The 4,129-nt window shown below is 73.1% G+C and carries 1 protein-coding gene; it reads left to right on the forward strand.

The annotated features are described in order from the left end of the window. On the forward strand, positions 1-4,129 hold a 4,129-nt coding region (locus VH969_RS20620), incomplete at both ends, for an SDR family NAD(P)-dependent oxidoreductase (protein WP_331976644.1).

Raw genomic sequence — 4,129 nt, forward strand, 5'->3', positions numbered from 1 at the left:
GACGACGCACGCCTTCCACTCGCGGATGCTCGAGCCGGTCCGGGACGAGCTGACGGAGTGGGTGCGGGCCAACGTCACGCTGAACGCCCCGCAGATCCCGTACATCTCCAACGTCACGGGCACGAGGATCACCACCGAGCAAGCGACGAACCCGGCGAACTGGGCGCGGCACATGTGCCAGACCGTCCAGTTCGCCACCGCGATCGACACGCTGCTGGCCGACGAGGAGCTGGCGGTCGTCGAGATCGGGCCCGGCCAGTCGCTCGGCGCGCTCATCCGCGGCGCCGGCTGCCCGCCGCCGCGCTGGCCGCTGATCCTGTCGACCCTGCCGGGCGGCAGCGACACCCGTCCGGACGACGCGGCGCTGACCGACTGCCTGGCGCGGCTGTGGCTGTGCGGCGTCCAGCTCGACTGGACCACCTACCACCACCGCCATGAGGGCGCCGACGCCGAGGTGACCGTCGACCCGGCCGTCGTGCCGAACCGGATCCCGCTGCCCACCTACTCGTTCCAGCGGCAGCGCTACTGGATCGAGGCCTCGGGCCGGCCCGCGCCGGCGCCCTCCGGCCTGGAATGCACCGTCGGCACCAGCCCGAACAAGGTGCACGTCGAGGTCATGCGTCCGGACTGGACGGACGAGCCGGTCACCGGCGACGCCGCCGTCGAGCGGTGTGTCGTTTTCGCCGACGCGGGCGGCGTGGGCGACGCGCTCGCCGAGACGCTGCGCGCGGCCGGCGCCGAGGTCGAGGTCGTGCCCGGCGCGCTGGGCTTCAGCCGCGCCGAGCACGCCGAGGTCGTCGGGCGGCTCGCCACCGACGGGCTCACCACCGTGGTGGACCTGCGCCTGCTCGACCACGCCGAGTCCGCCGACACGGACGGCACTGCGGACGGGCGCGCCGTCGTGCCGCCGGTGGCCGCGCTGCTCGACGCGTGGGGCAGCGACGGCAGCGGCAACGCCCGCGTCGTGCTGGTCACCCGCGGCGGGCACCAGGTGGCCGGTGGCGCGCCGCCGGTGACCGGGCACAACGCCGCCGCCGTGCTGCAGGTCGTCGCGAACCTCGAGTACCTGAACCTCGATTGCTCCACGGTGGACCTGGACCCGGCCGCCGACCCGGCGGCCGCCGCCGAGGTGCTCGCCGCCGAGATCCGGCGGCCGGATGACGTCAGCGACGTGCTGGTCGCCTACCGCGGCCGCACCCGCTACGTCCGCGGGTTCACCCCGGCCGAGCTGCCGGAGGAGCCGGCCTTCGCGATCCGCGAGGGCGGCACCTACCTGATCACCGGCGGGCTCGGCGACGTCGGCCTGATCCTGGCCGAGCACATCGCCAAGGCCGGCGCCGGCCGGCTCGTGCTCACCAGCCGGGGCGGCGTGCCGGCCGGGCCGGGCGACCGGCGCCGCGACGGCGTCGAGAAGCTGCGCGAGCTGGGCGTCGAGGTGATCACCCCAGCGGTGAACGCGACCGATCTGGACGGCATGCGGCAGGTCGTCGCCGACGTGCTCGCGGGTGGGCGGCTGGACGGCGTCGTGCACGCCGCCGCGGTCACCGACCCGGACACGTTCCGCGCCCTGCGCGACGTGGACGACGAGGCGATCGAGCTGCACTTCGGGGCGAAGGTCGTCGGCGCCCGGGTGGTCGAGACCGTGCTGTCGGAGCTGCCCGACGAGCTGGCACCGGAGTTCTGCCTGCTGCTGTCGTCGACCTCGTCGATCCTGGGCGGCATCACGTTCGCCGCGTACGCGGCGTCCAACGCGGCGCTGACCACGGTCGGCTACCGCAACCACGCCCGCTACCTCGCCGGCGAGACCCGGACCTGCTGGATCTCGTCCAGCTGGGACACGTGGACGATCACCCTGGAGCACGTCGAGGTCGGCGCGGCCATGGTGAAGCACTCGATGACCGCCGAGGAGGCGCTGGCCGCGTTCGACCAGCTGCTGGCCGGCCCCGGCCCGTGGCTGGTGGTCGCGGCGGGCGGCCTGGACGAGCGGCTGCCGCGCGCCGTCTCGGTGTCCGATGTGGTCACGACGGGGGAGAAGTTCCCGCGGCCGGACCTGCCGCAGCCGTACAGCCCGGCGGCCACCCAGACCGAGCGGTCGCTGGCCGAGCTGTGGTCGCACCTGCTCGGCGTCGAGCCGGTCGGCATCAAGGACCCGTTCTTCGACCTCGGCGGCAACTCGCTGCTGGCGCTGCAGATGCTGGCGCTGGTCAAGAAGCGGTTCGGCGTCGCGGTGCCCGCGGTCGCGTTGTTCGAGGCGCCGACCGTGCAGAAGCTCGCCGCGATCCTCGACGGCGAGGGCGCGACCGACACCGGGATGACCACAGCTGCCACCACGGTGGTGGCCCGGCCGGAGCGCACCGAGGCCGACGTCGACGAGACGCTGATCGCGGTCGTCGGCATGGCGGGCCGGTTCCCCGGTGCGTCCGATGTGGACACGTTCTGGTCGAACCTGCGCGACGGCGTCGAGTCGATCAGCTTCTTCAGCGAGGAGGAGCTGCTGGCCGCCGGCGTGTCGAAGGAGGAGCTGAGCGGCCCGACCTACGTGCCGGCCCGGCCGGTGCTGGCGGAGGTCGGCGGGTTCGACGCGGCGTTCTTCGGGCTCAGCCCACGGATGGCGGCGCTGACCGACCCCCAGCAGCGCATGTTCCTCGAGGTGTGCTGGGAGGCGCTGGAGCAGGCCGGCTACGTCGTGCCCGAGGGCCGCGGCCGCGTGGGCGTGTTCGGCGGCGCCAACATCAGCACGTACCTGCTGCGCAACCCCGAGGTGCTGACGAACGCGGACTACAGCACCTACGAGGTGATCATGGGCAACGACAAGGACGCCCTGACCACGACGGTGTCCTACCTGCTCGACCTGTACGGGCCGAGCGTGGCGGTGCAGACGTTCTGCTCGACCTCGCTCGTGGCCACGCACATGGCCGTGCAGAGCCTGCGGGCGGGCGAGTGCGAGATGGCGCTGGCCGGCGGCGTGTCGATCAACGTGCCGGACAAGATCGGCCACACGTACGAGCCGGGTGGCATGGCCTCCCCGGACGGCCACGTGCGGACGTTCGACGCCGAAGCGCGGGGCAGCATGTTCGGCGACGGCGCGGCCGTGGTCGTGCTCAAGCGGCTGTCGGACGCGCTGCGCGACGGCGACCACGTGTGGTCGGTGATCCGCGGTTCGGCGATGAACAACGACGGCGCGCTGAAGGTCGGCTACACCGCGCCGAGCGTGGTCGGTCAGTCCCGGGTGGTCGTCGACGCGCTCGCCGACGCGGGCGTCACGGGTGACGACATCTCCTACGTCGAGTGCCACGGCACCGCGACCGAGCTCGGCGACCCGATCGAGGTCGCGGCGCTCACCCGCGCCTTCGGCGACACCGCGGACAAGCAGTTCTGCCCGCTGGGCTCGGTGAAGACGAACGTCGGTCACCTGGACCGCGCGGCAGGTGTCACGGGTCTGATCAAGACCTCGCTGTCGCTCGCGAACAAGGCGATCCCGCCGACGCTGCACTTCACCACGCCCAATCCGAAGATCGACTTCGAGAACAGCCCGTTCTACGTGAACACCGAGCTGTCGCCGTGGCAGACGCGGGACGGCAAGCCGCCGCGGGCGGGCGTCAGCTCGCTCGGCATGGGCGGCACCAACGTGCACGTCGTGCTGGAGCAGGCCCCGGAGCGGATCAAGGCGATCCCGGCCGACCCGGACGCCTGCCGCCGCTACCAGGTGCTGCCGGTCTCGGCCCGCAACGCCACCGCGGTCGGCGCGGCGTGCGAGCGCATCGGCGGGTACCTGCGGTCCACTCCGGACACGCGGCTGCTGGACCTGGCCTACACGCTGCAGGTCGGGCGCCGGACGTTCGAGCACCGGCGGGTCGTCGTCGCCGACGGCGTCGAGGCGGCCACCGCGGCGCTGACCGGCGAGTCGCCGGCGAGCGTGCTGGGCCGGGTCGACACCACGGACGGCCGCCAGGTCGCGTTCCTGTTCTCCGGTGTCGGTGAGCAGTATCCGGGTCTGGTGCGGGAGCTGTACCGGCGGGAGCCGGTGTTCGCCGGGGTGCTGGACGAGTGCCTGGGTGTGCTGGCCGGTTTGGTGTCCGATGTGGATCTGGCGGACCTGCTCGCGGGTGAGCGGGGTGGCGGGGCCGGT

It is taken from the genome of Actinophytocola sp. (genome assembly GCF_036555685.1).
Classification (GTDB): domain Bacteria; phylum Actinomycetota; class Actinomycetes; order Mycobacteriales; family Pseudonocardiaceae; genus Actinophytocola.